Source organism: Enterococcus sp. 4G2_DIV0659 (genome assembly GCF_002140715.2).
Lineage (GTDB): Bacteria > Bacillota > Bacilli > Lactobacillales > Enterococcaceae > Enterococcus_L > Enterococcus_L mansonii.
Map to the genome: position 1 here is coordinate 447,793 of NZ_NGLE02000001.1, position 26,131 is coordinate 473,923.

At 36.7% G+C, this 26,131-nt stretch carries 23 protein-coding genes and 1 pseudogene; 6 read left to right on the top strand and 18 right to left on the bottom strand.

Translation table 11 applies throughout. The annotated features are described in order from the left end of the window. Positions 1 to 71 precede the first annotated feature (71 nt). Complete coding sequence (locus A5880_RS02100) at positions 72 to 1,022, bottom strand: DHH family phosphoesterase (RefSeq protein WP_086331561.1); 951 nt, start codon at positions 1,020 to 1,022, stop codon at positions 72 to 74. A gap of 12 nt (positions 1,023 to 1,034) precedes the next feature. Beyond that, positions 1,035 to 2,357, bottom strand: coding sequence for a DRTGG domain-containing protein (locus A5880_RS02105; RefSeq protein ID WP_086331562.1), 1,323 nt, complete (start codon positions 2,355 to 2,357; stop codon positions 1,035 to 1,037). A 385-nt stretch (positions 2,358 to 2,742) separates the two neighbouring features. Between A5880_RS02105 and A5880_RS02110 the strand changes: the two genes are divergently transcribed. Beyond that, positions 2,743 to 4,176 carry an MFS transporter gene (locus A5880_RS02110; protein WP_086331563.1) on the top strand — a complete coding sequence of 478 codons (1,434 nt, stop codon included), beginning with the start codon at positions 2,743 to 2,745 and terminating at the stop codon, positions 4,174 to 4,176. 97 nt (positions 4,177 to 4,273) lie between these two features. Here A5880_RS02110 and A5880_RS02115 read toward each other — a convergent pair whose 3' ends face one another. The 3 genes from A5880_RS02115 to A5880_RS02125 form a co-directional block, all read right to left on the bottom strand. Beyond that, positions 4,274 to 5,098 carry a peptidoglycan amidohydrolase family protein gene (locus tag A5880_RS02115; RefSeq protein WP_086331564.1) on the bottom strand — a complete coding sequence of 275 codons (825 nt, stop codon included), beginning with the start codon at positions 5,096 to 5,098 and terminating at the stop codon, positions 4,274 to 4,276. A gap of 2 nt (positions 5,099 to 5,100) precedes the next feature. After that, on the bottom strand, positions 5,101 to 5,481 hold the full coding sequence (locus A5880_RS02120; protein ID WP_086331974.1) for a phage holin family protein: 381 nt from the start codon (positions 5,479 to 5,481) through the stop codon (positions 5,101 to 5,103). Positions 5,482 to 5,694: 213 nt separating this feature from the next. Continuing rightward, positions 5,695 to 6,117, bottom strand: a complete 423-nt coding sequence (locus A5880_RS02125; RefSeq protein WP_256924844.1) for an ArpU family phage packaging/lysis transcriptional regulator — start codon at positions 6,115 to 6,117, stop codon at positions 5,695 to 5,697. A 445-nt stretch (positions 6,118 to 6,562) separates the two neighbouring features. On the opposite strand from A5880_RS02125, the gene A5880_RS02130 reads away from it, so the two are divergent. The 5 genes and pseudogenes from A5880_RS02130 to A5880_RS02150 all read left to right on the top strand — a co-directional run bounded on the left by A5880_RS02130 (position 6,563) and on the right by A5880_RS02150 (position 11,594). Continuing rightward, positions 6,563 to 6,940 carry a helix-turn-helix domain-containing protein gene (locus A5880_RS02130; protein ID WP_086331565.1) on the top strand — a complete coding sequence of 126 codons (378 nt, stop codon included), beginning with the start codon at positions 6,563 to 6,565 and terminating at the stop codon, positions 6,938 to 6,940. A 4-nt stretch (positions 6,941 to 6,944) separates the two neighbouring features. Further along, entirely contained in the window at positions 6,945 to 7,622 is a 678-nt protein-coding gene (locus A5880_RS02135; RefSeq protein WP_086331566.1) for an ImmA/IrrE family metallo-endopeptidase, read from the top strand. Between the two features lie 125 nt (positions 7,623 to 7,747). Continuing rightward, complete coding sequence (locus A5880_RS02140) at positions 7,748 to 9,256, top strand: immunoglobulin-like domain-containing protein (RefSeq protein WP_086331567.1); 1,509 nt, start codon at positions 7,748 to 7,750, stop codon at positions 9,254 to 9,256. 546 nt (positions 9,257 to 9,802) lie between these two features. Beyond that, a pseudogene (locus A5880_RS02145) lies at positions 9,803 to 10,923 on the top strand (baeRF6 domain-containing protein). 470 nt (positions 10,924 to 11,393) lie between these two features. Continuing rightward, positions 11,394 to 11,594, top strand: a complete 201-nt coding sequence (locus A5880_RS02150) for a cold-shock protein (protein ID WP_010760878.1) — start codon at positions 11,394 to 11,396, stop codon at positions 11,592 to 11,594. A gap of 121 nt (positions 11,595 to 11,715) precedes the next feature. Here A5880_RS02150 and icd read toward each other — a convergent pair whose 3' ends face one another. From icd to A5880_RS02215, 13 genes are all read right to left on the bottom strand, one after another. After that, positions 11,716 to 12,996 (bottom strand): NADP-dependent isocitrate dehydrogenase, encoded by a 1,281-nt coding sequence (icd, locus tag A5880_RS02155; protein ID WP_086331569.1) that lies wholly within the window; start codon positions 12,994 to 12,996, stop codon positions 11,716 to 11,718. Next, a complete protein-coding gene (locus A5880_RS02160) occupies positions 12,993 to 14,126 on the bottom strand; it encodes a citrate synthase (protein WP_086331570.1) in 1,134 nt (377 codons plus the stop codon). The genes icd and A5880_RS02160 overlap by 4 nt, the downstream gene beginning before the upstream one ends. A 132-nt stretch (positions 14,127 to 14,258) precedes the next feature. Beyond that, positions 14,259 to 16,973: an aconitate hydratase AcnA gene (gene acnA / locus A5880_RS02165; RefSeq protein ID WP_086331571.1), complete on the bottom strand. Its 2,715-nt coding sequence runs from the start codon at positions 16,971 to 16,973 to the stop codon at positions 14,259 to 14,261. Between the two features lie 972 nt (positions 16,974 to 17,945). Beyond that, positions 17,946 to 19,337 (bottom strand): oxaloacetate decarboxylase subunit alpha, encoded by a 1,392-nt coding sequence (locus A5880_RS02170; protein WP_086331572.1) that lies wholly within the window; start codon positions 19,335 to 19,337, stop codon positions 17,946 to 17,948. Next, entirely contained in the window at positions 19,334 to 19,876 is a 543-nt protein-coding gene (gene citX, locus A5880_RS02175) for a citrate lyase holo-[acyl-carrier protein] synthase (protein ID WP_256924845.1), read from the bottom strand. Before citX ends, A5880_RS02170 begins: the two co-directional genes overlap by 4 nt. After that, complete coding sequence (gene citF / locus A5880_RS02180) at positions 19,869 to 21,398, bottom strand: citrate lyase subunit alpha (RefSeq protein WP_086331574.1); 1,530 nt, start codon at positions 21,396 to 21,398, stop codon at positions 19,869 to 19,871. The genes citX and citF overlap by 8 nt, the downstream gene beginning before the upstream one ends. A 1-nt stretch (position 21,399) precedes the next feature. Next, positions 21,400 to 22,287 carry a citrate (pro-3S)-lyase subunit beta gene (gene citE, locus A5880_RS02185; protein ID WP_086331575.1) on the bottom strand — a complete coding sequence of 296 codons (888 nt, stop codon included), beginning with the start codon at positions 22,285 to 22,287 and terminating at the stop codon, positions 21,400 to 21,402. After that, positions 22,275 to 22,583, bottom strand: a complete 309-nt coding sequence (citD, locus tag A5880_RS02190; protein WP_086331576.1) for a citrate lyase acyl carrier protein — start codon at positions 22,581 to 22,583, stop codon at positions 22,275 to 22,277. The genes citE and citD overlap by 13 nt, the downstream gene beginning before the upstream one ends. Positions 22,584 to 22,596: 13 nt before the next feature. Continuing rightward, positions 22,597 to 23,592, bottom strand: a complete 996-nt coding sequence (gene citC / locus A5880_RS02195) for a [citrate (pro-3S)-lyase] ligase (RefSeq protein ID WP_086331577.1) — start codon at positions 23,590 to 23,592, stop codon at positions 22,597 to 22,599. A 13-nt stretch (positions 23,593 to 23,605) separates the two neighbouring features. Then, positions 23,606 to 23,731 (bottom strand): OadG-related small transporter subunit, encoded by a 126-nt coding sequence (locus A5880_RS02200; RefSeq protein ID WP_086331578.1) that lies wholly within the window; start codon positions 23,729 to 23,731, stop codon positions 23,606 to 23,608. Between the two features lie 35 nt (positions 23,732 to 23,766). After that, on the bottom strand, positions 23,767 to 24,882 hold the full coding sequence (locus tag A5880_RS02205) for a sodium ion-translocating decarboxylase subunit beta (RefSeq protein ID WP_086331579.1): 1,116 nt from the start codon (positions 24,880 to 24,882) through the stop codon (positions 23,767 to 23,769). 43 nt (positions 24,883 to 24,925) lie between these two features. Beyond that, positions 24,926 to 25,327, bottom strand: coding sequence for an acetyl-CoA carboxylase biotin carboxyl carrier protein subunit (locus tag A5880_RS02210; RefSeq protein WP_086331580.1), 402 nt, complete (start codon positions 25,325 to 25,327; stop codon positions 24,926 to 24,928). A 278-nt stretch (positions 25,328 to 25,605) separates the two neighbouring features. Beyond that, on the bottom strand, positions 25,606 to 25,935 hold the full coding sequence (locus A5880_RS02215) for a hypothetical protein (protein WP_086331581.1): 330 nt from the start codon (positions 25,933 to 25,935) through the stop codon (positions 25,606 to 25,608). Positions 25,936 to 26,131 lie beyond the last annotated feature (196 nt).

Below are 26,131 nucleotides of genomic sequence, written 5' to 3' on the forward strand. Positions count from 1 at the left end.
ACAATCACTATCCACTATTCAACTATTTTTAGTATAACGGACTTTATTGAAAATGTAAATGCTTTCATTCCCTATTTTTTGTATTGTTTACACAATTGTTGGATTTTTTGATAGATCACAGCAACTTCTTTGTCGTCTTTTGCGTTAGCACCACTAGCTAATGGATGCCCACCACCATGATGTTGTTTGGCTAATTCATTAATGATTGGTCCTTTTGAGCGAAGACGTACACGGTAATACCCTTCAGGCTGCTCCACAAAAATTGCCCATGCTACTACTTCATCAATTACACCAGGTAAGGAAACGATTGCTGCTGTTTCTGAGTCTACAATTCCATATTCATCCATTAATGATTGAGGTAATGTGACTTTGGCTGCCCCATTTTCATCTACGTCAATATTTTGATACACATATCCTGCTAGTTTTGCAACAGACATCGGAATTTGTTCTAACTCACGATTCAGCTCAGCTGTATTAAAATCATAGGTCATTAATTCAGCTGCTACATTTAAGGTATGAGGGGTCGTTGATGGATACAAAAATCGGCCAGTATCTCCAACAATCCCTGCATATAAAAGTCTCGCAGCTTTATTATTCATCACTAATTCTGTTTGATTTTCATGATAAAAATCAGCAATTATCTCACTACAACTACTTGCTTTCGGATTGACCCAGACCAAATCACCGTATGGATCATCATTTGGATGGTGATCCATTTTGATTAATTTATCGCCTAAAGAGTAGCGCTCATCACTAATTCTCGGCGCATTCGCCGTATCTGTTACGATCACTAACGCTCCTTTATAGCACTCATCTGCAACAGTGTCCATCTCAGCTAGAAATTCTAATCCTTCGACTGGTCCTCCTGCTTGAAAAATTTGCTTTTTAGGAAAGCTTTCTCTCAAGATTTCTGCCAGACCAACCTGAGAACCGATAGCATCTGGATCTGGTCTTTGGTGACGATGGATAATAATTGTGTCATAGTTTTTGATCATAGCTAAAATTTCTTTTAAAACATTCATGGTTACTTCCTCCTACGTTCGCTCCATTACTTGGCAAACAACAATTGCTTTGGCAACAATAGCATTTTCTATATACACTTCAATATCAAGTTTGGCAGAGCGTCTGCCAATTTCTAAAATTCTTGGTCGAATATCTAATTCACTTTCTAATTGGATAAGCCTTAAGTAATGCAGACTCATTTGCTCAATCAAGACATTTCTTCGTTGATTTGTAATCATCGTCCGTTGAGTCACATTTGCAATAATTTCGCTTAATACGCCAAAAGAAATCGTCCCTACACTATTGACCATTTGAGGCGCAACCGAAAACTTAAATTGTGCTTCCGCTGCCTTATTCCCTTCATCAATCGGCATTACCTCACCAGAAATCTGATCAGAAATGGTATCTGCAATTTGCGGTTGTCTCTGAACTAACTGCATTGCTTTCATCACATCTTGCCTAGAAACAAATCCAACTAAAGACAAGTCATCTTCCACCACTGGCATCACTTCTAAACCATCCCAAATCATTTGGTGACTGACACTAGCCACACTCATCATTTTTTTTGCAACAATCGGATCTTTAGTCATTACTTTTTCCATGGTTAAGGACTCAGCTTTACCTAAAACATCTTTAGCCGTGATTATTCCAACAAGACGTAAACTCTTATTAACCACTGGAAAACGAGAATGTTGGGTCTTATCCGATAGCTGTTGATAATCGGCTATGGTATTTGTAGAATACAAATAATTAGTTTTTTCCAATGAAGTATAAATATCGCTAACCAACATAATATCTTTTTTTATCAATTGATCGCTCAAGGCACGATTAATCATCGTCGCAACTGTAAACGTGTCATAAGTTGTTCTTAATACAGGCATCTCTAATTCATCCGCCAGTTCTGCGATTTCAGATTCTGTATCAAATCCTCCTGTAATCAGTACTGCGGCACCATTTTCTAGCGCCAACTTTTGAACGCCTTGACGATTTCCTACAATCATTAGTGAACCTGGCGTTATATAACGAGTCATTGCTTTTTCAGTCATGGCACCGATCACAAATTTATTCAACACTTTATCAAGACCTGCTGAGCCGCCTAAAACATCTCCTTCAATAATCCGAACAACTTCTCCAAACGTTAGTTTCTCAATATGCTTTTTCAATTTACGCTCGATACGAATTGTTCCAACCCGTTGAATGGTTGATACTAAACCAATGTTTTCAGCTTCTTTGATTGCTCGGTAAGCCGTTCCTTCACTAACACCAAGATTTTTCGCAATGCTACGAACAGAAATTCGATCCCCAATAGGCAATCCTTCTATATATTTTAAAATTTGATCGTGTTTTGTAGCCATAATTTCCTCCTAAAACGCTATGTATTTATGCATCTACTTACTTATTCTATGGTGTTTGTCTATCAACTTGCGATAGGGCTCACTTCTCATTAAACTCTTCACTGTTTTACTGCACAATGAACTAAGTACTATGACAGTCATAACTTCTATATTAGTTGATTCTAATTAGTAAAAGTATAACAAAAAAAAGTAAATTTTAGTACAGTTAATTTTTTATTATTATAACAGAGGTGAAAAATAAATGAAATTTTTTCGCAAAGCATTGGATTTTTTAATTAGAAATAAAAAAGAAATTCAAGACTTTCTATAAGTCCTATCTGACTTTTTTATCAAAAAGAAGTATGATAGTAGCGAACTTGTTTACATATGTTAAGGAGATGGATAGATGGATTCATTTAACAACTTTCAAGATAATCCTATCGTGCAAAAAAATCGCTGGTGGATTTTAATTTCAGCCGCTATGTTTACATTTATGTCAACGTTAGATGCAAGTATTGTCAATATTGCTTTACCGACTATTTCGACCGATATGAACGTACCTATGAATCAAGCAGTGTGGATTGTATCCATTTACTTAATGGTCATCTGTGCCTGTTTATTGCTTTTTGGAAAAATTGGAGATAGCTTTGGCAAGATCAATAGTTATCGAATTGGAACCATTATCTTTACGATCGGGTCACTATTATGTGGGTTTAATCCCTCTCTAAAATTTCTTTTGTTTGCTCGAATTATTCAAGGCATTGGTTCTAGCATGACTATGGCGACGAATGCTGGGATTATTACAGAAGTTTTTCCTTTGAATGAACGTGGGCGAGCATTAGGTTCCCTTGGTGCCTTTGTTTCACTTGGTTCTATTGCAGGGCCAGGCATCGGCGGAATAATTCTTTCTCATTTTTCCTGGCCTTATATTTTTTGGATCAATGTACCAGTTGGACTTCTGACTATTTTTATTGGTGAAAAATTTTTGCCTAAAGATATCATTAAAAGTGGCAAAAAGGTGGATATGGTTGGTTTTAGTTTGTTTGCCCTCTTTATAATGACTTTTTTTGGTGCTATTTTTATCGGACAAGAAATCGGATTTACTGCATCTCTATCATTAATATTATTTGTTGCAGCAGTGATTTCATTGATTGTTTTTATCCGAATTGAAAAAAACGTTTCTGAGCCCTTGATTACTTTTGCGATTTTCAAAAATAACCTTTTTACGATAAGCTTAATTACAGCTGTTTTGATCTTTTCTTCTAACTTTTTCGTCAATGTTATGATTCCATTTTATTTGCAGAACGCTAGAGGTATTTCTGCAAGTAGTGCAGGTTTATTGATGATGGTTTTCCCATTGTTAATGGTGATCGGCTCTCCTATTAGCGGGTATTTAATAGATAAAATTGGCACTACATTATTAACGGTTACAGGATTATTGTTGTTGTCGATTACGGCATTGATGTATATGTTTTTAAACCAAGGAACCCCACTTTGGTACTATATTTTGGCAACAGGAATTATGGGTTTAGGCAATGCTCTTTTTCAATCATCAAATAATACAACTGTCATGAGTAGTGTTGCCAAAGAAGATTTAGGTGTTGCTGGCAGTATGAATTCTTTTGCTCGAAATTTAGGGATGGTTTTAGGAATTGCTTTAGCTACAACAATTTTATACAAAGCCATGAGCTCTGCCTATGGACAACGAGTGACAACTTACATTAGCACTCGTCCAGATGTATTTATTTTTGGGATGAGAATTACTTTTTTAGGTTCTTTCATTCTCTGTTTAACTGCTTTGCTATTGACATTATTCCGTTTAGCAAAAAAGAAACAATAAGCTAATTTAAAAGTGAAACTCCATCGGCTGACTTGACCATAAAAAGCTTAGTAGCGTAAAACAAAAGTATTGTTTTATGCTACTAAGCTTTATTTTGCTAACTTAGATCTTGTTCTAATACCCAACTCATAATTTCTTTTAATAAGTACGCATGTTTTGATAGCGACTGATTCACTGATTTATGTTGGGTAACTGTATATTTTTTATTTTTAACCCACTCTGGAATTTTTTGACCTGTCTGATAATGAGTTGCTTTTTTTACTAAATTTACTGTTTGCCCCACATTAAATTTTGCTGATCCATCTGAGGTAGGAGCTAAAATCCAAGTACCTGGAGTCCCTTCTTGACTCGTTACATTGACAGCATTTTTCACGGTATTAAAAATATAATAAGTACCTGGTTTTACCGTTGTTTTCACCTGTTTATTTTTTAGTGCATCTTCTGCAGTAAAATAGCCGCTAACAGCACTTTTCAGTGAAATCATTTTATGATTTGCTTGCGTAGATTCTTTTAAACGATAAAAATACACCGGAAGTCCGCTAGCATCTCCCATTCTGCCAGAAGCTTGTGTTTCTGAAATGCCGTTAGAAGTATAATTACAATGAATGATCCTATCTGGACTAACAAAAACTCCTGTGTGTCCGCCAGCTCCTGCACTACCATTTTTATACCCAGCAACAAAAATATCTCCTCGTTGCACTTGCGCTCGACTAATTGGCAGCAACAACGTGCCTTCTAAACGATACAAGCTATCTGTATTGCCGATCGCTGTTTGTGTTGGTAAATATCCTGCGGCAATTAACGCATAAAATAGCGCCGAACTACAATCATAACTAGATGGACCATTGCGAGCATTCATGGAATAAGTAACTTTTCCTTTTCGCTGAGAAAACCAAGTAATAACAGATTCACTCATTGCCATGTCTACTCCCCTTTTCCATTCTTTATACTTTTGATAAACTCCTCAAACAATTCTGTGCCAAGGCCCATCTTTTGGTAGTTTTCAAGAATAGACTTTAATTCCATCAAAAGATAACCTACATATAAAACATAAAGTAGACCAACTCCTGTCCCCCCTGGGATAAGTGGTGCTAATGGAATAAAAAACATCAACAAAACCATACTAGCTATTTTACGCAATATGCCGTTAATCCCTACTTTACTTTTAAACTCAATTGCCGGATTGAGTTTAGCGGCTAAACTGCCACTTAAAAAATCAATAATCATTGCCACACAAATCAATGTTAATACATAAATTGCTTTATGATCTGCGTCGACTAAGAAACGATCTAAATACTCAAACATCTTCATAATTACCACCTTTTTTATTATTTATACTGAATTAATTGTTGTTAGAATGAAAATCACTCGATTTTCTCCCTCTCTGTATCATTTTTTCCGATCATTAAAATCAGCTGTCTTTTTCGTTTAGTAATGAACACATTTTTTAATGATCGGATACCTATAGTTTAGTACGATAATTGCCGGAAAATTTGTCAAATCTCTCCCAAATTTTTTTCATTTTTCTATCAGTAGTTGTCCACTTTCGTAAGATTCGGCAAATCGAATCATGGCTTTTTCCAACTCACGATAAAACTTACTCTCACTCATATGATGCTTCATATAAATAGCTATGTTTGTCGTAACATTTCGATCCATATATTTGTCATGCAATAATTGTCTGTCGTATGAATCTAATTGATTCATAGCAGTTACAATTTTTACTAATTCAACTTCTGCTAATTTTTTTCGATCAATGACATACTCAATCTTTGACGTTGTTTGTTTTTCCAGACTTTCCATTTCCAACTTATAAGTAGCAGTTACTTTTGGAGAATGGTTTTCTCCAGCAATCCTCACCAAAGACCGATAATTATTTAATAGCTCGTGAACCTTTTTTTTCGTTTGCTTTTTGTCAATTTCGGGAAATAATAACATCATCTATCTACTCTCCTCTTTATTCGTTAAGACATGCAACATTTAGTCTGTCTGCTCTTTATGTCCTTCTCTGCTCATTCTTTAAACCCTCACTCAGTTATTAATGATTCTTTCATCAAAAAACTTACTTATCTGTAACTTGCTACGACTCTTCCAATAATTCCTGTTCTCTCACTTCACTCCTTACGCTGTTTAATAAATTAGCTACTATTAAGTAAAATCATTGACTAAAATTAGCATTTACGCTATTATATAAGTATAGTTAAATAAGCACTATTCTATTTCCGCCACTTTCTTTAGAAAGTAACTGTCAGAAAGGCTTTGACTAACTATATACTGATAAATTAGCTTGTAAGAACATTATAATAGCTTACATGCTAATTGTCAATTAAAAAATAGCTTAAAAGCTAAAGTTTTTTAAATTTAAGCTTATGAAAGGTTGAAAAACATGAGTTTAACGCACAGAATTAAAGAGTTGGCTGATAATAAAAAAGTGACATTTGCTGAAATCGAGCGCAGTGTGGGCATCTCAAATGGACAAATTCGCCGTTGGGATAATTCCTCTCCTAAAATAGAGAATATCCAAAAAGTAGCTGACTATTTCGATGTCTCTACGGACTATTTGCTTGGACGATCAACCATTGCTTCTATTGGAAGCGATGCTCAAGAAGAGAACCTTTCATCTCAAATTATGTTTCGAATGAACACTGAAGGTCTATCTGAAAATGAAGTTGATGAATTAAAAGATGAAGTCGATCGGTTTCTTCGCTTTAGAAGAGCTGAAATCGACCGTGAACGAGAATTAAAACAAGACGACAAGGCGTGATTGGATGACAGAGCAAATTGATGAATATCTTAGTTTTTCAGATAAAATAAACGATTATATCTCAGCCGTAATGGTCGCAAATAATATCGGTTATGAAAATTATGACTGCTCATATATTTGGGATTTAGTCAAAGCTAAGGGCGTTTCAATGCGTGGTTTTCCATTTGACGGAGTAGCAAGAGATCGTATCTCAGGTATGATTGTTAAAGATTCTTTAGAAACCACGATTGGCTTTAATCAAACAATGAGCGAGAAGAGAAAAAATTTTACGATTAGTCATGAAATTGTCCATTATCTGTTTCATATGAATGAAGATAACACTATTTTTACAGATACTGACCGCAGTCTTCATTATTCTTATAATGAAGTACTCCATGAATTCCAAGCAAATATCGGTGCATCTGCTATTCTTGTTCCTGATGTCGTTTTGTTTCGCTTTTTAAAAAAAGGATGGAATTTATCTCAACTCTCCCAACAATTCGGCATCTCAGAAAGCGCACTTTATATCCGCTTGATCCAAACAATGCAAGCAAATTTCGGTGTCTCTTTCGTTGCAGCCAAAGCAAATGCCGATGCTATTCGCTATAAATTCAGCGGAAAAGGTCAACATTCTGCAGTTGAACTGGGAACAAATTTAGAAGCGAGATTATTTAGAACGAATCGGTTTATAGAAGCGTTGTAAAGATATGCACGAACGTAACTTTGGTCAAAAGCAAAGCTGGAAATTATTTTTCCAGCTTTTTTATTCCTTTATAGACATTTATGTTGTATAATAAGTATTGAATAAATAACTTTAAGGAGAGAATTATGAAAAAGAAAGCGCTAATTGGTTTAGGTTTGTTTCTTTGTTTTAGTCTTGGTAACATCGCTGTTCCTGCCGCTACAGGTTTGACAGCTTTAACTGCAGAGGCGACTACTTTAGCAACCGCTACAACATTTAAGAATCATGGTCAAGCTATCGCAAGTGAGGCAGTCAATGTTGGTGAAAAGCAAGATCTATATGTTTCCGGTAAAGTAGATCGAACCGCAGGAATCTACTGGGTTCAACTTTGGGTTAACGGTAATTTGATTACTGAAAAAAAGGTTCAAGATAATGTTCCAGTCGGAGATGACTTTTTCTTTGAATTACCTATTCAAAACAGCATTCATTCTTTAGAGGATAAAGTCAAAGTTGTTGGCTTATCTAAATCAAAAGAAGTAATGGATGAATCTGAAGTAAAATTACAAGACGGGGCTTACACCTTAATCGCAAATGAATTCACATTAATGAAAGATGATGTTGTTACCGGTATTGCAGATCCAGACATCGCTGATGTAGAGCTTGCTGTTAACGGAGTCGTAGTAGATCACCAAGATGTTGATTTTGACGATCAATTTACATTAAATGCTAAGGAATCGATTCACTTCTTAGATGATTTTGTAGAAGTGATTGGCTATGATTATAATGGTAAAGATATTAAACATGTAAAAGTTTCTGTAAATCCAATCAAAATTGTTATGGATCTCAAGTATTTCACTTTAGGTGATAAATATGTAGAAGGAACTGTTAGTGGCGAAGGAGTTACCAAGGTCTTACTTTACGTTAATAACAAACGACAAGGAAATCCTGTTCCGGTAAATTCTGATGGTTCTTTCAAACTTTCAGCACGAGCAATTAGAGCGCTAGATGATGATGTTAAAATTGCTACATTGAATGATAAAGAAACAGCACTGGCTCATTTTAATGTTCTAGTTAATCCAGCTGGTTTTTCAAGACCCTTTATCGGACAGTATTCAGATAAGCAAAGCGCTGCTCCCGGAGAAAACGTTGGTTTCCAGACATCCTTTAGAAATTACGGCTTCCCTGATGAATTCGGCTTAGGAACTGAAACCATCCCTACAGCCGAATGGATCAAACCAGAATTTTACTTCTACTACCAAAAAGATATGGAAATTGCTTCCTTTACAATGGGAAATGGCACTGAATGGGCACCATTAGTTTCGGTCACTGAATTAGACCCAACCAAAGTTGTTTACACTGAATTAGAAAATAGAACATTTTCAGGTACTGAGTATAAAGGATTTAAATTAACCTTCCAATACAATCTTGCAATTAATAGTTCGTTTGGCGGTACATTCTTAAGCGGTTGGCTAAAAACACCTGTGAACAAAACAAATGATCTTTCAGTAATTGCTTTTGGCAGCTCAAATTCTAAAGTAGCAAACTATAAACCTATTGTTCATGCATTTAAAGATTCTGAGAATTTGACTCAAAGTAACGATCCAAACAAATTGATTTTTGGGCATAAAAAGACAAACTACAATGTAGCTTATTAATACCCATAAAAAAGACTTGAAAATTCAAGTCTTTTTTTTATCGGCATGTCTATTATATAAACCATTGCAATAATTTTCTATTCAGCTTAGATTCGTGTTTGATTTTCTCAAATCGCTCTCTTGCCATTTGGATTTTACTAAACAAAAAACCACCACTTGCCGTCGCATGTGGTGGAAATGAAGGTTGTTATTTACTCTTGGTAGGAGTAAGTATGAAAAACCAATTCGGGATAATTGGCATGAAGATATACTAGCATCTCCACTTAAAATGAAAATGAATAGCCATTTTGGATTACATAAAAAAACCATGAGGAATTACTCATAGAATAACTTTCCCCATTTCTCTTTCTTTCCATACTTCCGACCCTTATTAGTTCCAACATTTTTGCGCCTGTGCTACACTTTTAGTAGTATCAAGAAAATGGTTCAACAAGCTTTTGGGCATATGCAACTAACTTCAAGAAATGAGAAGGAATTGCTTCTGCTCCAACCATTTATTCGGGTTCCATGCGACTGTTACACTTTTAAACTTAGGAGGAATGTATTATGTTAAATCATGAAAAAGACAATTTATCTATTCTATTCTCTGACGAAGTTCAAGGTCCGTTTGTAACATTTATTTTAAACACTCATGTCGCTCATCAAGATGTCGAAAAAGATTCCTTAGCCTTCAAAATTTTGCTAAAGATGCTAAGGTTCGCTTCGAGAAAAAGTATACGCAGTTATCTTGGGCACCCTTTCAAGAGACGATTGACGGATTACTTGCCGATGCCTCTTTTTGGAGAAATGCAACGAAAAGTGTCTCCGTTATTATTAGTGAAAAGGATATTTTTATCCATCGCCTAAACGTTCCAGTCGATAATCAATATTACGTGGACGATCGACCATATCTTTTAGGTATCATAAAAAACAATCAATTTAACTATCGTTATTATTTAATGGCTTTAAATAGAGATTCCATCCAGCTTTATCTCGTTGATGGGAACAAAGTAACCCCTGTTTCTCTTCCAGAAGATGCACCAATAGATTTAGTTACCGCTCTAGGAGATGAATTAACTGGTGGTAGTATTAATTACTCCACTCAAGGAAGTGCTGGCTCTTCAAAAGAAGGTGTTGCTTATCATGGAGTGAACACAAAAGATGAAGAAGTAAAAATCGATTGGACCAATTACTATCAAGCTGTCGACAATTATCTAAAAGAGGAATTCGTCAATGATGATAAACTACCTATTCGATTATATGCTTTACCAGAAAATCAAACGTTATTTAAAAAAATAGCTAAGAATCCTTACCTAGATACAACAGCCTCTGTCTCACTATCGCCAGCTCAAGCTTCTATTAAAGAAATTGAAAAAGGTGTTCAAAAAATCAACAAAGAGCTAGAAGCGATCGAAACCAATGCTTACAATCAATTACTAGATAAAAAATTTGTTGATCAATTAGTCGACATTGTTCCTGCATCTGATGAAGGTCGGATCTCACACTTATTTATTTCTACCGCAAACTTTGTCAATGAAGCAACAGAAATGTCCAATGAAGAATTTGACCGAAGAAAAGTCTTAAATAAAGTAACTAATAGTGTTTTAAGAACTGGTGGAAAAGTTTTCGTATTAGATCATAGCGCTTCTCCTGATGAAAAAACATTATTAGCTGTTTTACGCTATTAGACAACTAAAATGGACAAGAGCCGTTCAACTATCTTAGTTGAGCGGCTCTTTAATTAAGTGAATTAAATATTTTTTTAGCTATAAACCATGTAAAACTATCTATTAGTATAGACAAAACTATTCTCATCTAAACAATCTGAACCCTTCCTACTTTCAAATCTATGCAGTTCCAAGACTGCGCCTTCGGAATAGATTTCAACGACATAACTCTGTCAGTACTTTCATATCTAACGCTTAATACTTCTATACTATAACAGAAATAACCTTTTTTTGACAATAACTCTTTATTTCTTAACAAATTTTTATTTTTTAGGAGAGATATCACTAGTCAAATGAATAGGAATATGATATTATAAAAGAGTAGTTTTTGGTCGGTAATATATGTGTAGCTGTTTCAAATAAACATCTTCCACATTTTCACCTTTCAAGTAATTGCAAAATATGTGTTTATCACAAGGAGGATTTTTATTATGGAAACAGGTACAGTAAAATGGTTTAACTCAGACAAAGGTTTTGGATTTATCACTGCAGAAAACGGTAACGATGTATTCGTACATTTCTCAGCTATCCAAGGCGACGGATTCAAAACTTTAGAAGAAGGTCAAGCAGTGACTTTCGACGTTGAAGAAGGCCAACGTGGTCCTCAAGCTACTAACGTTAACAAAGCGTAATTAACTTAACTTTAGTAAATTCAAAACCTGACGATTATTCGTCAGGTTTTTTTATGTAAAAAATGATTAGAAATAAGAGTGAACCCCGTAAGTCCATCTCCCAATTCCAATCAATTCAAAATTATTCTTTCTTGTTTATTAACCGTATTAACTCTTCACCAAATCCAGAGCAACTTAACAGCGTTGCCCCTTCCATTTGATCTGCAAAGTCTTTCGTTACGGTCTTATTTCTTATCGCCTCCTCAATGCTCTTTGTAATTATCTGACCGACTTCTTTCCAGCCTAAAAACTCAAACATCAACACACCAGATAATAATAGTGACGATGGATTCAATTGATCCAATCCAGCAAATTCCGGCGCTGTTCCATGAGTCGCTTCAAAAATCCCATGCCCTGTTTCTAAATTTAAATTTGCACCTGGAGCAATCCCGATTCCACCCACTTGAGCAGCTAAAGCATCTGAGATATAATCCCCATTTAAATTTAGCGTTGCAATAACATCATACTTTTCTGGATGAAGTAAAATGTCTTGCAAAAATATATCCGCAATTCGATCTTTGACAACTAACTTACCTGCTTTTTTTGCTTCATCTAAACGCTTATCCGCTTGTTCTTGCCCTTCCTCTTTCTTAATTTGCGCATAGTTTTCCCAAGTAAATACTTGGTTTTTAAATTCTCTTTCCGCTAAAGCATAGCCCCAGTTTTTGAAACCACCTTCTGTATACTTCATGATATTGCCTTTATGAACAAGGGTCACTGATTGGCGTTTATTTTCTAATGCGTGCTCAATAGCTCCTCTAACCAGACGCTCTGTTCCTTCTTTAGAAACAGGTTTTATTCCGATAGCGGATGATTCTGGAAAACGAATGTTGTCTACACCAAATTCCTTTTTTAAATAGTCAATTAATTTTTCTGCTTCCAAACTTCCTGCTGGAAATTCAATCCCAGCATAAATATCTTCAGTGTTTTCTCTGAAAATCATCATATCCGTAGCTTCTGGATGCTTTAATGGCGAAGGCACACCTTTAAAGTAACGAACGGGACGATAACAAATGTACAAATCCAGTTCTTGTCTTAGTGCAACATTTAAAGAACGAAAGCCTCCGCCAATAGGTGTTGTCAAAGGTCCTTTGATCGCAACAAGATGGCTTTTAATACTCTCTAGGGTTTCATCTGGTAGCCAATTTCCCGTTTGATTAAATGCCTTTTCCCCAGCCAAAACTTCTTGCCAGATGACTTTTCGAGTATCACCATAAACTTGTTTTACCGCTGTATCAAAGACTTTTTTAGCAGCCGACCAAATTTCAGGTCCAATTCCGTCTCCTTCGATGAACGGAATTATTGGATATTCAGGAACGTTTAGTTTTCCGTTATCTAATGTAACCTTTTCCCCATTTATCATGCTTCCATTCCTCCTGAGCTTAATGCGTTATAGCGTAACTGCTTGGGTCCAATATAATGAGAGCGAGGTCGAATCAAGCAATCTTCTTTTTTCTGTTCATGGATATGCCCTAACCAACCAGAAACCCTACTCATAGCAAAAATCAATGTAAACAAATCACTGTCAATATCCAGGCAATGGTAAACAGTTGCTGAATAAAAATCGACATTCGGAATTAAACCTTTTGTCTTTTTTAAATAACGCTCAACTTGACAAGACAAAAAATACCATTGCTCTTTTTGCGTCAATGCGGTTAGTTCTTTTGCTAATTGTTTTAAATGTTTCTTTCTAGGATCCTCTGTCTTGTAAACACGATGACCGAACCCCATAACTTTTTCTTTCCGATCAAGCTTTTTATTTAAATAGTCTTCCACGCCTATATTTCCTGAATCTATTTCCATTAACATATCGAATACACGCTCATTTGCCCCACCATGAAGCGGCCCTTTTAAAGAACCAATAGCTCCAGTAATGCATGAGTAAACATCGGACAAGGTAGAAGCGCAAACCCTTGCAGTAAAAGTACTTGCATTTAAATCATGATCAGCATGTAAAATCAACGCTTGATTCATTGCGGCAATTTGAACCTCATCCGCTTCTGTTCCAGTCAACATATACAGAAAATTCGCTGCGATTGACAAATCACTTTTTGGAGTAATCGGATCTAGTCCTTTTCGTAACCGAGCATATGCTGCCACAATTGTTGGCATTTTGGCCTGCAAAGAAATACTTTGTTTGTACGTTGATCTTTCATCTGTTGCTTCAGCATTCGGATCAAAAACTCCTAAAAGAGAAATTGTTGAGCGTAGAACACTCATCGGATGAAGATTTTGACGTGTTTGAATTTTTAAACATGTTACAAGAGTATCTGATATAGGCATTTGTGCAGCTAACTCTTTTTTAAATTTATATAATTCTCGGCTTGTTGGTATTTTTAGATACCATAATAAATAAATTACCTCTTCAAATGGAACATTTTCAGCTACTAAGTCATCGATATTATACCCTGCAAACAGCAGTTGGTTTTCTACGATTGAGCTGATTTTCGTTTCAGAAACAACAACACCATCTAAACCTCTGTGAATCTCCATCCAAGTTCCTCCTTCATTTAAAAGCTACGCGGGCTCGTCCAGTCTTTTTTCCGAGGAATCAGTCCAAATAGCTAGAGAGAATATGATAACAACCTTCATGTCGTTTTACTTTATATTTTTTACATATCTATACTAACATTGAAGTTTCTTACGAATCACCATTGGTAAAATCCCGCCATGTTGATAATAAGTGAGATCAACAGCTGAATCAAAACGAAGAATTGTCTCAAACTGAACTATTTCACCAGTGGTTTTCGTTGCAGTAACAGTCACGGTATCTAAAATTCCTTTTGTTTCATCAATAGCAATGTCAAATAGCTCTGTTCCTGTTAAACCTAAGCTATCCGCGTCTTCACCTGTTTTGAATTGTAGTGGCAAAACACCCATCATTACTAAGTTAGAACGGTGAATGCGCTCATAACTTTTAGCAATTACAGCCTCCACACCAAGAAGCTGTACACCTTTAGCCGCCCAATCTCTTGATGAACCCATGCCATAATCATCACCTGCTAAAATCACAAGTTTTGTTCCTTGTTTCTGGTAGTTCATTGCGGCATCATAAATAGTCATTTTTTCTTGTGTTGGTGTAAAAATAGTATAGCCTCCTTCAACACCAGGTACTAATTGATTACGAATACGAATATTGGCTAATGTCCCCCGCATCATCACTTCATGGTGACCACGTCTGGCTCCATAAGAGTTAAATTCCCGAACACCAACTCCTCGATCCATCAAATACTGACCTGCTGGACTATTTTTTTGGATGCTTCCTGCAGGAGAGATATGATCTGTTGTCACTGAATCTCCAAACTTAGCTAACACAGCAAGTTGGTTTAATGGCTTTCTTGGTATTCTTTCTTTTGTCATACCTACAAAATAAGGTGGGTTGGCAATATAGGTAGATTCTTCTTCCCAGCTGTATAATGGTTCATCATTTGTTTCAATCTTATTCCATTCTGCATTGTCACTAAAAACTCTTGCATATTCTTGTTGGTAGAGTTCTGGAGTGACACATTCATCAATTAAGGCTTGAATTTCATCTCTAGAAGGCCATAAATCATTAAAATAAATGGGAATGTCATTTTCACCAATACCAATTGGTTCATTGAATACATCAATGTCTACAGTTCCTGCAAGTGCATATAACACAACTAATGGTGGAGATGCTAGATAATTCGCTTTAATTAACGGATGGATACGCCCTTCAAAGTTTCGGTTTCCGCTTAAAACACCTGAGGTTAATAAGTCATTTTCTTTTATTGCTTCTTCTACTTCCGGCTTTAAAGCTCCCGAATTGCCAATACAAGTTGTGCAACCATAACCAACTAAATGAAATCCTAATTGTTCTAAATATGGTAACAAGCCTGCTTTTTCCAAGTATGCTGTAACAACTTTTGATCCTGGAGCTAAAGATGTTTTTACATAATTGGGCACTTGTAATCCAAGTAAGGCTGCTTTTTTAGCAACCAGCCCCGCACTTAGCATAACAAAAGGATTCGATGTATTCGTACAAGAAGTAATTGCTGCAATCGCAAGGACGCCTGGTTTTAATTGGTGATGAACACCTTCTAACTCTAAGGAAACACTCTTTTCCAATTGTTTCTCAGTTAATCCAAATCCTTGTAAGCCTTCTGGCGAGTGAACTGCTTTCTCAAAAGTTTTCTTCATTTCAGATAAAGGCACCAAGTCTTGAGGTCTTTTTGGACCTGCAAGGTTCGCTTCAATTTCACTTAGATCGATTTCGATTACTTTTGTATACTCTGGTTCTGGATCATTTATTGGATCATAGAATAGTTGATTTTCTTTTAGATAACGTTCGGTAACTGCTACTGTTTGCTCATCTCTCCCTGTTAATCTTAGATAACGAATTGTTTCATCATCCACAGGGAAAAAGCCGCATGTTGCGCCATATTCAGGTGCCATATTCGCTACAGTTGCACGATCAGCCAGGCTTAACTTTATTAAACCTGAACCAAAGAACTCTACGAATTTTCCCACAACTTTTTGTTCTCTTAACACCTGAGTAACTTTTAGCGCTAAATCAGTAGCGGTTGCACCTTGAGAGAGTTCATTGATAAAACGTACACCAACAACCTCTGGGATAGGAAAATAAGATGGCTCACCAAGCATACTCGCTTCTGCTTCAATTCCTCCAACTCCCCAGCCTAAAACACCCAGTGCATTAACCATTGTTGTATGAGAATCCGTTCCAACTAATGTATCAGGATACAGTAATATTGTATCGTCATCTATTCTTTTTTGTGTTACAACTGTTGCTAGATATTCAATATTGACTTGATGAACAATTCCTGTTGCCGGTGGTACAACACGATAATTATCAAAGACTTTTTGCGCCCAACTTAAAAAACGGTAACGTTCTTGATTTCGTTGAAACTCCATGTTCATATTTAATTGTAGGGCTTGCTTCATTCCTGCAACGTCAACTTGAACAGAATGATCTACAACTAAATCAACAGGAACTTCTGGATTGATTTTAGTTGGCTCTCCACCAAAATCGGCTATGGTTTTCCGTAAAGATGCCAAATCCACAATAGCTGGAACACCAGTAAAATCTTGTAAGATCACTCGAGCAGGTTTAAATGGTACTTCGCCTTTATTCTCATGCTTAGCAGACCATTTAGCTAAATCATCGATGTGCTTTTGCGTGATTCCAGTGCCATTTTTCTGACGTAACAAAGATTCTAAAAGTACCCGAATACTAAAAGGCAATTTACCAATAAACTGGTGCTGTTCTGTTTCTAACGAAGCAAGTGAATAATAATGGTACTTTTTCTGATCCATTTCAAAAAAAATCTCTGACAATTCTTTACTAGTAATCAAAAACATCCCTCCTAAAATTAAAAGCGGAATAGGCTCGTTTTCCTTGAACGAAAAATAGAAAAATATGCATGTGGCGCTCTTTGCCACAAGTGGATTTTTTCTTTTTTCCGAAAGGTTAGCCTATGAAGCTCGATAGATAAAAGCGAAATAGGCTCGTTTTCCTTGAATGAAAAATAGAAAAATATGCATATGGTGTTCTTTGCCACAAGCGGATTTTTTCTTTTTTCCGAAAGGTTAGCCTATGAAGCTCGATAGATAAAAGCGAAATAGGCTCGTTTTCCTTGAATGAAAAATAGAAAAATATGCATGTGGCGCTCTTTGCCACAAGTGGATTTTTTCTTTTTTCCGAAAGGTTAGCCTATGAAGCTCGATAGATAAAAGCGGAATAGGCTTGTTTTCCTTGAACGAAAAATAGAAAAATATGCATGTGGCGCTCTTTGCCACAAGCGGATTTTTTCTTTTTTCCGAAAGGTTAGCCTATGAAGCTCGATAATTAAAAATGTAGCGAGCGTAAATAAAAATAAACTTTCTCAATTGTTTATTTATGATGTATAGCGTTCTCACTTTCCATACATGATCTAATTTTAGCCATTATAACGGCTTTCTAAACAATTGTAAACATTAAAGAATATGACAAAAGTAAGGTTAGTTCACTTATAAATGTAACATTTATGTGAGAACCTGATAACCTTTATATATAAAAGAATAAATCGACTAAAGACAAACTTAACCAACCAAAAGATTAACATTTACGCACTTTATTTACATTTATTTTTAATCTAAATGCCATCTTAAAAACTAAAATACGCCTTCAGGAGAAGTGACATTTACTAGGCAATAGTTGATGATTTACAACAGAATTTGACAGTCTTCATGTAAGGCACTATTTTTTATTTTTATTAATATATTTCTTAACTAAAAAAACAAAAAACGTTACAAAATCAGTTTATCTTTCACTGACTTTTGTAACGTTTTTCCTTAGATGTCTAGTGTAACTTTTATTTCCTGCATCGGAACATCGTAAAAACGATCTTCTCTTCTTCCTAAGAAATCTTTCCCTTGTTGTGGGAATAAAGCATACATCAATACATCTTCTATTGATTTAGCGTATTCTTCAATTTCTTTTTCATAGTGAGGAAGCTCTGGCTTCAATAAATCGGCTGGTCTAGTAGTAATTACTTTTTCTTCACCAATAATTAGTTTCGTCATTTCTTTTGAAATTGCTACTGGCGGTTTTCCATAGAGCCCTTTAACATAGTCTTTGATTTCTTTTGGAACCATTTTATAGCGTTCACCACTAACTACGTTCATTACTGCTTGTGTTCCGACCATTTGTGATAATGGCGTTACAAGTGGCGGGTATCCTAGATCAGCACGAACTTTAGGTACTTCTTTTAAAACCTCTTCATACTTATCCGCTAATCCTTGTTCCGTCAACTGGCTGAGTAGATTGGAAAGCATTCCACCTGGCACTTTGTAAATCAGTGTTTTTGGCTCAGTGTCTTTGACTTTAGGATTTAATACCCCTTCTTCTCTAAACTTATCACGAATTGGGTTGAAATAATCAGCTGCTTCTGATACTTTTTTCATGTCTAAATGCGTATCGTAGCCTAAATTTTCTAACGCCAATGCCATTGATTCTGTGGCTGGCTGACTGGTTCCGCCAGAAAAGGAAGAAATCGCAGTATCAATAATATCTGCACCTGCTTCAACAGCTTTTAAATAAGTCATTTCAGCAATCCCACTTGTTGCATGAGTATGCACTTCTAAAGGCACTTGGATTTTGTTTTTGATTTCTGTGACTAAACGGTAAGCATCATTTGGTGTTAAAATACCTGCCATATCTTTGATACAAATTGAATCTGCTCCCATTTTCTCTAATTCTGTAGTCAAACCGACAAAGTAATCAATCGTATGAAAGTCACTTGTTGTGTATGAAATAGCTGGTTGGCAGTGTCCACCAAACTTTTTAGTTGCTTCGATTGATGTTTGCAAGTTCCTTGTGTCATTTAGTGCATCAAAAACACGAATAATATCGATGCCATTTTCAATTGATTTTTGTACAAAAGCTTCTACGACATCATCTGCATAGTTTTTATAGCCAAGTAAATTTTGACCTCTTAAAAGCATTTGCAGTTTGGTCTTTTTAGTCGCTTGGCGGATCGTTCTTAATCGTTCCCAAGGATCTTCATTTAAGAAACGAATACAGGCATCGAATGTTGCTCCGCCCCATATTTCTAACGCATGATACCCCGCTTCATCCAATGTTTGAATGATGGGTAACATATCACTTGTCGGCATTCGTGTAGCAATTTGGCTTTGTTGGCCATCACGTAGCACGGTTTCCGTAAAAAGGATTTCTTTTGTCATTTCATCCTTCCTTTCTCAATTAGTTGACTGATTGTTTCTTGCATTTCTTCTATGCTATGGCGTCTTTGTCTGCCGCAGATTTTTGCTTCGTCGTTACAAATAAAACAACTTCTGGGCTTTTGATTTAGTTCAGTACGACTGATTGAACATAACGTATCCTCTTTTAAGTAAACCACATCTAGATCCATCAAACGTCCATAATAATGTGTTTCTTCTACTTCAATTAGCTCTTTTTTCAGCTCTTTAGGTGCTTCGTTTAGGACTAGATAATATTCAGATCCTGTGGCCAACGCTCGGTGTTTATGAGCAATGATTTGTTCAGGAGGAAAAAGAGTGTTGAGCTCTTTAATAACAGTGTAAAATGCATGTCTAAGCTGCTCATTTGTTTTTACAGGTCCAGGAATATTCATCGTAGCGCTTAGTAAAGCACATGTAGGATACTTATATAAAAGTTCTTGCTGAATACGCACTCGTTTTTCTCGAGCGTCCAACATTTCTATCAGCGTAATCATTTCTCCTTTTAAATAGGTTTTAGACATTTCTGACCACATCAATAATTGAACCATCACGGTATTCGATCAATGCAACGACTTTATCACCATATTGGATGGCATCTGGTCGATCTACGATGCTATAAGCTTTTTCTTGTAGTTCTTTCATTGTTAGTTGTGGAACATCTAATGCTTTAAAGTGTTCTATTAGGTCTTGGCGTTCAGGATTGATCGCAATCCCAACTTCTGTCACCACCACATCAATGCTGCTGCCAGGTGTTACAACTGTATTGACTTCTTCAACGATTGTCGGAATTCTGCCTCTGATTAATGGTGCAATTACTAAACTCATCTTGCACGCAGCACTTGTATCTGAATGTCCACCAGATGCACCTCGAATCACTCCATCTGATCCGGTAATCACATTCACATTAAAATTCGTATCAATTTCTAGTGCAGAAAGAATCGCTGTGTCTAATTGATTGATCACAGAACCTTTACTTAATGGAGATGCGTACATATTGGCATCAATTTCGTAGTGATTCTCATTTTTACCTAATGAAACAGCAGATGGATGGTCAAAATCTTGGACATCGATGATTTTTTCGACTAGTCCTTCTTCCAATAATTCAACCATTGCGTTCGTGATACCACCTAAAGCAAAACTTGCTGTGATACCATCTTTGATCATTTCCTCTTTCAAAAACCTAGAAACGGCTAAGGCTGCGCCTCCTGTTCCTGTTTGGAAAGAAAAACCGTTTTTATAATAAGGCGAATGGGTGATCACCTTAGCCGCATATTCTGCAATCAATAGTTCTTTCGGATTTTTAGTAAAACGTGTTGCACCTTTAGCTATCCCATCAGGATCGCCGATTGCATCAACTTCTACGACAAAATCTACATCTGTTTGCGGAATGCTGATTGGTGTATTTGGATAGGGCATCAAGCTATCTGTGATAATCACTACCTGGTCTGCATATTTGGCATCGATCATCGCATACCCTAAAGATCCACAGGTTGCTTTGCCTTTTGTGCCGTTCACATTGCCATAAGCATCCGAACTTGGCGCCCCTAGAAAAGCTACATCAATATGAATATCTCCTGCTGCAATTGCTCTGGCACGCCCTCCATGTGAACGGATCACCACTGGATTTTCCATAATCCCTTCAGAAATTGCAGCTCCAACTTTATCACGTAATCCACTAGAGGTAATATTCGTCACCACACCATTTTTAATATGTTCAACCAATGGTTCATGTACATTTGCGATTGAACTAGGTGCAATCGATAGATTTTTGATTCCTAGTGCTGCGATTTCTTCTAATACCATGTTCATCACAAAGTCACCTTCGCGGAAATGATGATGGAAAGAAATCGTCATGCCGTCTTTTAAGCCTGTTTTTTCAATCGCTTCTCTTAAACTACCCAATAACTTTGTATCTCTTGGTCTAACTGGGTTGATTGTTCGGCTAGCTTCTTTATATTCGCGAATATTCCCCAGCTCACCTTTAAATAAACCGTATTGTTCAGCATAATTATCTGGAATTTCTTTGCCTACATTATTTTTCATTTTAGACTTCCTCCTCAGAAATTAATTTTGCTGCAATCGCCAGAGCAATCACTCGTTCGGCTCGTTCAACGATCGGTTTATCTACCATTTTTCCATTGACTGAAATCACACCTGAACCTTTAGCTTCAGCTTCACGAATGCCCCAGATTACTTCTTTGGCATTTTGAATTTCTTTTTCAGTCGGCTCATAAACACCATTTACTAAAGGAATTTGACGCGGATTGATGACTGATTTACCGTCAAATCCTAATTGCTTGATTAATTCCACTTCCGCTAAAAAGCCTTCTGTATTATCCACATCAGAGTACACTGTATCAATAGCCGCAATTCCTGCAGCTCTAGCTGAATGCAAGATAAAACTACGGGCAAAAAACAATTCCTGTCCATCTGGATAGCGGTGTGTTTTCATATTTGTCACATAATCTTCTGCACCCAGCGCGATTCCAATCAACCGATCACTTGCCTGAGCAATTTCTCGAGCATTCAGAACACCTTCAGCCGATTCGATTGCTGCCATCATTTTAGTTGTCCCGACACTGATACCATATTTTGTTTCCATTTCAGTGATAACTTCCGCCACATCAACAATATCTTGAGCCGTTTCTGTTTTCGGTAAACGAATCACGTCAACCCCAGCTAAAACCATTGCCTCAATATCTTGATGCCCTACTGTGTCTAAGCCATTGATCCGAACGACCGTTTCTACAGTTGAGTAATCAAACGTCCGTAAAGCTTGATAAACAAGTAAACGAGCACTATCTTTTTCTTTTAAAGAAACCGCATCTTCTAGGTCAAACATCAACGAATCAGCACCATATAAAGTCGCGTCTCTAAGCATTGAAGCATTTGCTCCAGGTACAAACATCATCGTTCTTCTTAAGCGTTCCATGTATTTAACACCCGCCAGTCTACATTTTCTTCACCAGCAGCACGATAAACAGCTGCCACCGTTCGAGCTTGAATTGTACAATCCAATGCTCCCTTATCAATTGCCTGGACCTTCGCGTCAGATACAGACAATTTATTTAAGGTATCTTGTATTTTTTCACGAATTTGACGTCCAAATTGCTTTTCAACACTGCTGTCCAGTTCAATGAGAATTCCTTGTCCACTGTTTTTTCCAATTGTAATCATAATATCGCTTGATTCAGTTGTACCAGCAGATGCGTTTTGTTTGATTTCCAAAATATACACCTCATTACTTATTTTTTTGTTTGATTATTTCTTCAAAAGTTTTGGGCGGAACAAGAGGCTTAATTGCTACATAATTTTCCTGTGCCATTAAAGCTCGCACTCTGGTGGCACTGACAACGTCTTCACCAATCCTTTTTCTTGGTAAAATAACCAGCTTTAGTTCAGAACCAAAAGTCTTTTTCATCGCTTGATTGTAGATTTCAGTTACTTGTGAAAATGGCTCTTCTCCAACAAATCTAGTTGAAATTGACAGGGTAGAGGCAATCTTTTCTTTAAATAAAGTGGCATCCAAAACAGCTTGAACTTGAGCAATACTAGCCTTCGCCTGATCCTTCAAAAAATAAGATGGGAATGTTGCACTAGATACCATATATTCTCTGGTTGGTAAAACCACTACATTTGATAAATGACTGATTCCTTCTTTGACTAGTTCAAAACGTGTCTTTGCATCAAACAGCGAGCGTTCCTCAGATAAAACAAAAAGATAAACCGTCTCAGCACGTTTAGCTGCTTCTGTAACTAAATGCAAATGACCATTCGTAAATGGATTGGCATTCATTACAATTGCTGCATTGTGCTTTGTCATTCGTTGATGCTTTTTTAGTTCCGCTAAATAATCTTCAAAATCAGGAAAGCCCTGCTCCATAAAAACCAGTTCAGTTGTTGACGCAATTTCAGTAAAGCCTAAAGAGCGAAACAGCTTACTGGTTTTTGGCTTTGTATACAAAAAATAATGCTGATAGCCGATTTCCTGTAGCCTTTCTCGTAAAGATTGAACAATTTGAGAAAGCAAGTTTTCGTTTTGATAAGAAGCGTCAATTGCTACGCATTTTAAAATATTCCTAAAAATTGATCCTGTTCCAATAAGCTTCTCCTGATCGTAGATGCCGATTGTATAGTCTAGTTGGTCATCAGGTAGTAGGTCAGCGGTAGCCAGAAAGTCTGTCCACTGCTTTTTTCCAGCCTGATCTCGATCAAGCCAAATTCTTTTGATATTCATTACATATCACTTCCTACTTCTTCGGTGGAAACAATTTACTTAACATAAGAGACGCAAAGTAAATCACGAAAATGACAACAAACACGCCACCCCACCCAAAAATCAATAGCTCCAATGATTTTAATAAATCAGCTGACATATACAAGCTCCTTTCCTTTTCTTCTATCAAAAAAACTACGCAAGCAACGCCAATAATAAGCCGCCCGCAATCACAGACGCGATCTGTCCAGATACATTCGCACCTGCTGCATGCATTAAAATAAAGTTCTGCGGATCTTCATCTGTTGCCATTTTTTGAATCACTCGACTAGACATTGGAAAGGCAGAAATCCCAGCTGCACCAATCATCGGATTGATTTTTTCTTTTCTAAACAGATTCAATAATTTGGCAAACAAAACACCACCAACTGAATCCATGATAAAGGCAACTAATCCAAGACCAATGACCATTAAGGTATCAAATTGTAAAAATTCTTCGTGTTGCATTTTCACTGAAATCGCTAATCCTAGAACAATACTAATCATGTTTACCAACTCATTTTGCGCCGTCACAGATAAACGATCTAGAACACCACATTCACGTAGTAAATTCCCGAACATTAAGAAACCAACTAAGGGAAGTGAAACCGGTGCTACTAACCCAGCAACAACTGTAATCACGATAGGGAATAAAATTTTTGCTGTTTGTGACACTTCACCAGCACGATACGTCATGCGGATTTTGCGTTCCTTTTTCGTTGTAACAGCTTTAATCGCCACTGGTTGAATAATCGGAACCAAGGCCATATAAGAATAAGCCGCCACCATAATCGCACCCATGTATTTCGAATTCAACGTGTTGGCAACAAAGATTGATGTTGGACCATCCGCTGCTCCGATAATCCCGATAGACGCCGCATCATTTAAATCAAAGCCTAATAAAACGGCTGCAACAATCGTAAAGAAAATCCCAAATTGCGCGGCTGCACCGAACAATAATAAAAATGGATTTTGTAATAATGGTCCGAAATCGATCATAGCGCCAATTCCGATAAATAGTAACAATGGAAATAACTCCGTCGAAATTCCTATATCAAACAACACTTGAAACGGACCAGCTTCACCACCAGCACTTAGTACACCCGAATTAGGAAAATTGACTAAAATCGTTCCTAATCCCATTGGAACAAGTAAGGTAGGCTCGTACTCTTTTTTGATTCCCAAGTACATCAGAATGCCTCCGATCACCATCATTACAATGCGACCAGGCTCTTGCCCCATTCCTACTACGCCTTCAATTAATGTCTCCACAAACGTCACTTCCTCTTTTAAAATTAAACTACTTTTTTCCTATTTAACCGATTGTAATTAATGGCTCTCCTGGATTGACCATATCGCCTTGTTTAACATGAATTCCTGTAACCGTACCAGCTTTGCCAGCTACAATTTCATTTTCCATTTTCATAGCTTCAAGAATCATTAATGGCTGATTTTCTTGTACTGTATCACCAACATTTACCAAGAGTTTCAAGATTGTTCCAGGCATAGGTGATGGCATCGCATCAGTTCCAGCTGGTGTACTTGCTACAGGAGCTGTTGGCTCAGCTGGTGCAGGCGTTGTTGGTACCGCTTCTGCTACAGGAGCGGACGGTGCAACTGGTGCTACGATCGGTGCTTGTTGCGCCACACCGCCAATTTCTTCCATTTCTACTAAATACTCTTTTCCATCAATTGAAATTTTGAACTTACGTAACATTTTTCTTCCTCCTAAAATTTAAAGTGTAATGGGCTCGTCCAGGCTCGACTGAAAAATAGGAAAATATGTTTGTGACGCTTTTTGTCACAGTCAGATTTTATCTTTTTTCCGAGAGACTAGCCCATGGAACTAGATAACACAAACGTGTAGCAGGTTTGTTCAGCTCTGACTGAAAAATAGGAACAATTGACTGTGATGCTTTTTTTCACATTCAATCTTTATCTTTTTTCCGAAGAGCTAGCCCGTGGAACTAACTTACCTATCAAGTAACACAAAAACTAATTCGTGCTTTTTTCCTTGATTGAGCGAATGACAAACTGACTCGCTGTGTGATCAGCTGATGCAATGCTGGTAGCGATCACAGAAACCAGTTGTGCTTCTGGATTCCTTTTTGAAATGCGTTTAATAACAAACTCGCTTTCTGGGTGATCTCCGGCAGCGATTGCCGTTGCAATTAACGAAACAAATTGATATTCTGTCCTATCTACCGGGATATATCCAGCAATTTCTTGCCACTCATCTTTTTTCTCTATCGTAGAAGAAAGTAGTTGCTTATCCGTTTTCATTTCTGCTTTTTCTTTATTAAACAGCCGTTCAAATAACCCCATGACGTCACATCCTTTCTGTTTATGCTCTCATTATAGGTAAAAACGCAGACAATAAAATGAAATCAGCCAGTAGAAATTGTTCTTTTACTGTTCCTCTTTTCCATATTTCCTATCAAACTACAAAAAACACTGATATATCAACGTTTATAATCATTTAATATTTTATTAACATCTTATTAACATCTCTTTAAGAAAC